This is a genomic window from Sphingobium sp. RSMS (assembly GCF_005406185.4).
GTDB lineage: Bacteria > Pseudomonadota > Alphaproteobacteria > Sphingomonadales > Sphingomonadaceae > Sphingobium > Sphingobium fuliginis.
Genome location: NZ_CM191258.1, coordinates 183,848 through 190,000 on the forward strand (window position 1 = coordinate 183,848; position 6,153 = coordinate 190,000).

A 6,153-nucleotide genomic window follows, 5' to 3' on the forward strand; every position below is an offset into this window, starting at 1 on the left:
GCCCTCAAAGGATAGGCGATAAATTTTATCGGAAAAGCGACAAAATCGAACGCACTTATCGCATGCGTTGCGCTAGCTATGCCGCGTCCGTCCATCCATATTCGAGTGTTGCATGTCCAGCGTTGCCGCGCCCCGCCCCCTTTCCACGCGCGTGGATCCTGTCGCCTTCGGAGCGCTCTCCCTCTCCCTTTTGTCGGTCACTTCCGGCGCGTCGCTGGCCAAGCGGCTGTTCCCGCTCGTCGGGCCGGAGGGGGCGACGACGCTGCGCCTCATCGTCGGCGCCGTGATCCTGTCGCTGGTGTTCCGGCCATGGCGGCTGGACTGGCGGGCGGGCTGGCGGCCGTTGCTGGCCTATGGCGTGGTGCTGGGCGTCATGAACCTCTCCTTCTACAATGCGCTGGCCTATATTCCGCTGGGGCTGGCGATTGCGATAGAGTTCACCGGCCCCCTGACGGTCGCGCTGCTTACCTCCCGGCGGAAGCTCGATTTTCTCTGGATCGGCCTGGCTGTGCTGGGCCTGGCCAGCCTGCTGCCGCTCTGGGGCGCGGCGGCCCAGCTCGACTGGCGCGGCATTGCGCTGGCGCTCCTCGCCGGCGCGTGCTGGGCCGGCTATATCCTGATCGGCCGGCATGCAGGCCGCATGCACGGAGCGGCCGCGTCCGCGGGCGGCATGATCGTCGCCACCCTGCTCGTCGCGCCGGTGGGATTGGTCCATGCCGGTGCCGCGCTGCTGACGCCGCAGGCGCTGCTGCTTGGCGTGGCGGTGGGCATCGTCTCCAGCGCCATCCCCTATTCCCTGGAGATGGTCGCCCTGCCCAGATTGCCATCCAACACATTCGGCATCCTGATCAGCGCGGAGCCGGCCGTCGGCGCGGTCATGGCGCTGATCCTGCTGGGCGAGGTGCTGACGCTGTCCCAATGGTTCGCGATCGGCCTCATCATCTGCGCGTCCATCGGCACGGCGGTCACCGCCCGGGCGGGGGAGGCGATGGAGCAGCCCTGATCGCCCGGCGGCGCAACCGGAAGGGCGGCTGACCTATGTGACGCAAAGGCCGGGCGACGATTGCCGTCACCTGCGGCAAGCCGATCCTGCAGCGGCGGCGCACCGCCATCGGGCACAGTGAGCCTCTGCCCGGCCAGACGCATGCGGAGATCGTGGGCAGCGTCGACGATGGCGAAGATTTGCAGGCGATGGCGATCGCAGCGCGCGGATGGAGGCCGCTGCCGCATCCCGTTGCGATCCGCAGCCTGCCGGCCCGGCGCGATGGCGGGCGAACAGGGAACCAATGCCGGGTGCGGTCCATTCCACATCCATGCACATCATCAGCAAAGCCGCCGCCATGCCCGCGACCGGATCGGCAGGAACCGGATCATGAGCAGGGGACGGGACGCGACCTCGCCCTGGCGGATGCCCGCAGGCGCGTGGAAGGACGTGCTCATGCGCACATGGAAGGAAAGCGCGGCGGACAATGTCGGGCTGGTCGCTGCGGGCGTGTCATTCTATGCCTTCCTGGCGTTGCTGCCCCTGCTCGGCGCCATCGTGCTGACCTATGGGCTGGTTGCCGATCCGCAGACGGTGACGCAAAACATGGCGGCGATGACGCGGGTCATGCCCACGGACATCGCCCGCTTCATCGGCGAACAATTGATGTATGTCGTCCAGACCTCCGGCGGGAAGAAGGGGCTGGGCGTGCTGGTAGCGCTGGCGCTGGCGCTGTTCAGCGCGCGCAATGGCGCGGCGGCGATCGTGACGGCGCTCAACATCGCCTATGAAGAGGAGGAGAAGCGAGGCCTGGTAAAGGTGAACCTGCTGGCGCTTCTCATCACCGCCGGGGCCGTCGCGATGGCCGTATTCGCTCTGCTGTCCATGACCGTCCTTGCCTATGTCGAGGCCTGGCTGCCGTCATCGCCGGTCCTTGCCATGCTGTCCAGGCTCATGTCCTACCTCCTCCTCGCGCTGGCGGCGGCGGCAGCGGCGGCGACGCTCTACCGCTTCGGTCCGTCGCGCGACCGCGCTCGCTGGATGTGGCTGACCCCCGGTTCCCTGTTCTTCGCGGCGGCATGGGTGCTGCTGACGCTTGGCTTTGGAATATATGTGGCGAATTTCGGCAATTACGGGGCCACCTATGGATCGCTGGCGACCGTCATCATTCTGCTGACCTGGCTTTATCTGTCCAGCTACATCCTGATCTTCGGCGCGGAACTCAATTCGGAACTGGAGCACCAGACGGCGCGCGACACGACCGAAGGCGACGAACGCCCGCTGGGGCAGAGGAACGCCTGGGCGGCGGATCATGTCGCGCAGGGAACGCGGGCGAGCGAAGATGGACCAACCCAAGTTACCAAATTGGGTTAGTCGAGATCTTCGCTGAAGGATCATAGATATTCATGATCTTTCGAAGGTCCATCCAAATATCGATTCACCGCAAATCAGGGAAAATGCACGGAACCGCGCCGGTTTCATACTGTTCATCCCGTACAGCCCAGGAGATGAACTTATGCAGACGCCATCCGATGATCGGAACGACTTGCGTAGCGAACTGCGCAACGATGCCGAAAACCTGACCAGTGCCGCGACCGACCGCCTCCATGAAGAGGTGGACGCGCGCAAGAGCCCGCTGGTCGATCAGGCCAAATCGGTCTCCGCCGCGCTCGACCGGGCAGCGGGCGAACTGGGCGAAGGCGCGATGCCGTCCTGGATCAGATCGACGCTGGAACAGGGCGCGCAGCAGATGCGGCGCCTTGCCGAAACCATCGAGCAGAAGGACTCCCGGGAACTGGCGGGCAGCATCCGCCACCTGGCCCGCGACAATCCCGTGACCTTCCTGACCGCCTGCGCGGCGGCGGGATTTGCCGCCAGCCGCATCTTCCGGGCGGAGGCGGACGGCAGCGCCGCAGGTGCCGCCATGGCACCGCCGGCGCCCCAGCCGCAGCCCTATACGACCGTCACGACGCCCGTGTCGCCTTCCGGAACGGGAGGGGTGATATGAGCGACCCGCAACCGGACCGCGCCAGCGTCGCCGGAGCCGGTGGCGGCAGGGACGAGGACATAGCCTCGCTCCTCCGCGCGCTCATGGGGCAGGGGACGCATCTGGCCGAACAGCAGATCGCGTTGTTGAAGGCCGAAGTGCGGGAATCCGCCACCAGCGTGAAACTGGCCGTCGGCTCGGTCGCGGTCGCGGCCGTGGTCGGCATCGCCGGGCTTGGCGTATTGCTGATGGGCCTTGCCTATCTGCTGGCCGACGCCATCGACCATCTGGGCCTTGCTACGCTGATCGTCGGCATCGTCGCCCTGATCGTCGCCTTCATCCTCTATCGCGGGGCGCTGGCCAAGGTTCGCGCCGCCGAACTCGCGCCCGAACGCACGCAGCACATGCTGGAACGCACACCCTCCGCCCTGCGCGGCGACCTCAATCCGGAGCACAGACCATGACCGACACGCTTGACCGAGATCCCGACGCCATAGAGCGCGACATCCGCCGCACGCAGGAGGATATGAGCCGCACGATCGACAGGATCGGAGACCGGTTGACGCCGCGCAACCTGTTCAACGCCCTGCTGGACAAGGCGGATGAACATCATGTCGACGCCCGGACGCTGCTGGACGGCGCGCGGCGCAACCCCATCGCGCTTGGGCTGATCGCCGCCGGCACGATCTGGCTGATCAGCGACAAGGACTCCCCATTCCCCAGCTTCGGCTCCGGCACGGGCAACCGCCATGTCGATCCGCACCATCGCGATTATGTGGCCCATATGTCCGGCATCGAGATTCGCGATGGGGAAGATGCGATCGCCTATCAGCGGCGCCGCGACGCAGCACGCGCCAACTATCTGATGCTCGAACGCCGGCACGATGAGGATGAGAGCAGCTTCCGCCAGCGGCTCGACGACCTGACCGACAAATTCCGGGAAAAGCGCCATGCCTGGGCGCAGGGTTCGGGGCAGGCGCGCGACGCCGCCGGACATGCGGCCACGCAGGCCACCGAAAGGGCCCGCAGCCTTTATGACAACAATCCCTTCGTCGGCGGCCTGATCGCCGCTGCGGTGGGCGCGGCGCTGGGATCGGTGCTGCCGCTCAGCCGGACGGAACAGGAAAGGCTGGGTGCGCTGGGCGAGAAGGCGCGCGGCATGGCGGCCGAACAGAAGGACGCTTTGGCCGAAACGCTACGCGAAAAGAAGGACGAGCTTGTCGAGAAAGCGGATTCGACGCTCCAGCAGGGTGGACATTCGGCGCCCCGGCAACCCTCCTGACCGGGACGGGGGTGAGGCCGCGCCGCCACATGCGCATGATCTGCATCTGGCCGCGCGGTTTATGCACTCGCAAAACAGCCGCTTGATCTCCACATTGGCGCGATGAAAGTGTCGACCTTCGCCAGCGCTGAACCCGCCATCCTCAACCGCCGCCTGCCCGATCCGGTGCGGGCGGTGATTTTCGACATGGACGGCACGCTGCTCGATACCGAGGCGGAGCATCGGCGCACCATGGCGGAGGCGGCTGCCGCGCTGGGCTGGCCTTTTTCCGAGGCGTTGCAGCTTGCCATGGTCGGCATTCACCGCGATGCGAACCGGGTGATGCTGGCGGAGCATTTCGGCGCGGACTTTCCGCTGGAGCAGTTCTACGCCGACAGCGACCTGCTGTTCGAGGCGGCGTTGGAGGCCGCCATTCCGAAGCGGCCGGGCGTCGAACCGGCTTTGGCCGGGCTTGCCGCGGCAGGCATTCCCCTGGCCGTCGCGACTTCGACCGAGGCGCCCCATGCCTGCCATCGCCTCGAAAAGGCGGGCTTGCTCGACTATTTCGACGTGGTTGTGACGCGCAACGATGTGGAACGGCCCAAGCCGCATCCCGAACCCTATCTGCTGGCGGCGAAGCGCCTGGGCGTGGCGGTTGCCGATGCGGTGGCGGTGGAGGACAGCTATGCCGGGGTGCGTTCGGCGGCGGCGGCCGGCATCGCGACCGTGATGGTGCCTGACCTGCTCCCGCCCACCGACGCGGAACGGGCATTGGTCGCGGCGGTGCTCCCCAGCCTGCACGACCTTGCCGCCATGATCCTGCTCTCGGCGAAGGGCTGACCCTGCTCGTCCCGCGATCCTGACCCTTCGTCGCAAAGCCGGTTGCGTCGCCCGCGCTCTTGGAATTGGGGAGCCGATGTGGGACAGCGGAATCTGGATCGCTGACAGGAAGATACCGGGACCTTATGCCGCTGCCTAGCCGATGGAAGATTCTGCCCTGGGCTTGCGGTGCCGCCGGCATCGCGCTTTCGGCCGCATCGGTGCGGGCGGCCGATCCCGCACCGTTCGAGCTTGGCGGGCCGGGCCTGCGCATCACGGTCATGCGGGGCAAGGACGTGCTGCCCATTGCGCAGGTGCCCAGCCTGGCCGAAGGCGACAGGCTGTCGATCGGGGCCGACCTGCCGGAGGACCAGGGCGCAAGATTCCTGCTGCTCTCCACCTTCCTGCGGGGCGCCACCAATCCGCCGCCCAAGGATTGGATCAAGTCCGCCGAAACCTGGAAGAAGAAGGCGAAGGACAACAGCCTCAGCCTGACCGTGCCGAAGGGCGCGCGGCAGATGACGCTGTTCCTGGTGCCGGATACGGGCGGCGCGGAAGGCACGATCGAAGATGCGGTGCGCGGCAAGCCGGGGGAGTTCATCCGCGCGACGCAGGAACTCAATCAGGCCTCGCTCGATCGGTCGCGGCTGGATGCCTTCATGGCGGCGATCCGGGCGCAGGAAAACACCCATCCCGAATATCTGCGTTCGGTCGCCCCTGCCTTGGCGCGCAGCCTGTCGATGAAGCTGAATGACGAATGCCTGTCCAAGGTGGTCGAGCTTCAGGCCAATTGCCTGCTGGAAAATCGCGAACAACTGGTGCTGGCTGACGTGCACAGCAGTTCCATTGCAGAGACCCTGACCGGCGCGCCCACCGATCTGGCGCTGCAACTCAGTTCCACGCGGGAGGCGGGCTATGGCTTCTACAGCCCCTATATCGGCGTGGTGCGCGATCTGGCGAAGATTTTCGGCGCGTTCAGCAATCCGGAGTTCGACTATCTGCCGACGCTCAGCGTCCGGCGAGACGATGCCGCCGCGCTGCTGCTCAACAAGGCGCCCTCGTTCCAGAAGCCCAAGTCGGTGCTGGTCGTCGGCATGCCCGCGA

Annotated in this window: 7 protein-coding genes (1 of these 7 running past the window's edge); all 7 read left to right on the top strand. The window is 66.4% G+C overall.

Translation table 11 applies throughout. The annotated features are described in order from the left end of the window. Positions 1–112: 112 nt before the first annotated feature. Complete coding sequence (locus EGM87_RS19020; protein ID WP_137708640.1) at positions 113–1,003, top strand: EamA family transporter; 891 nt, start codon at positions 113–115, stop codon at positions 1,001–1,003. A 369-nt stretch (positions 1,004–1,372) separates the two neighbouring features. Next, positions 1,373–2,356: a YihY/virulence factor BrkB family protein gene (locus EGM87_RS19025; RefSeq protein WP_137708639.1), complete on the top strand. Its 984-nt coding sequence runs from the start codon at positions 1,373–1,375 to the stop codon at positions 2,354–2,356. 142 nt (positions 2,357–2,498) lie between these two features. Beyond that, positions 2,499–2,990, top strand: coding sequence for a hypothetical protein (locus EGM87_RS19030; RefSeq protein WP_137708638.1), 492 nt, complete (start codon positions 2,499–2,501; stop codon positions 2,988–2,990). Beyond that, positions 2,987–3,433 (top strand): phage holin family protein, encoded by a 447-nt coding sequence (locus EGM87_RS19035; RefSeq protein WP_044660880.1) that lies wholly within the window; start codon positions 2,987–2,989, stop codon positions 3,431–3,433. Before EGM87_RS19030 ends, EGM87_RS19035 begins: the two co-directional genes overlap by 4 nt. Then, the gene (locus tag EGM87_RS19040; protein ID WP_044660879.1) at positions 3,430–4,251 is read left to right on the top strand and encodes a DUF3618 domain-containing protein; all 822 of its coding nucleotides are present in this window, start codon (positions 3,430–3,432) and stop codon (positions 4,249–4,251) included. Before EGM87_RS19035 ends, EGM87_RS19040 begins: the two co-directional genes overlap by 4 nt. A 108-nt stretch (positions 4,252–4,359) precedes the next feature. Then, positions 4,360–5,070 carry an HAD family hydrolase gene (locus EGM87_RS19045; RefSeq protein WP_503345429.1) on the top strand — a complete coding sequence of 237 codons (711 nt, stop codon included), beginning with the start codon at positions 4,360–4,362 and terminating at the stop codon, positions 5,068–5,070. Positions 5,071–5,195: 125 nt separating this feature from the next. Further along, on the top strand, positions 5,196–6,153 hold the start of the coding sequence (locus EGM87_RS19050) for a hypothetical protein (RefSeq protein WP_137708636.1). The gene runs 1,442 nt beyond the window's last position; only the first 958 of its 2,400 coding nucleotides appear in the window; it begins with the start codon at positions 5,196–5,198; the stop codon falls past the right edge of the window.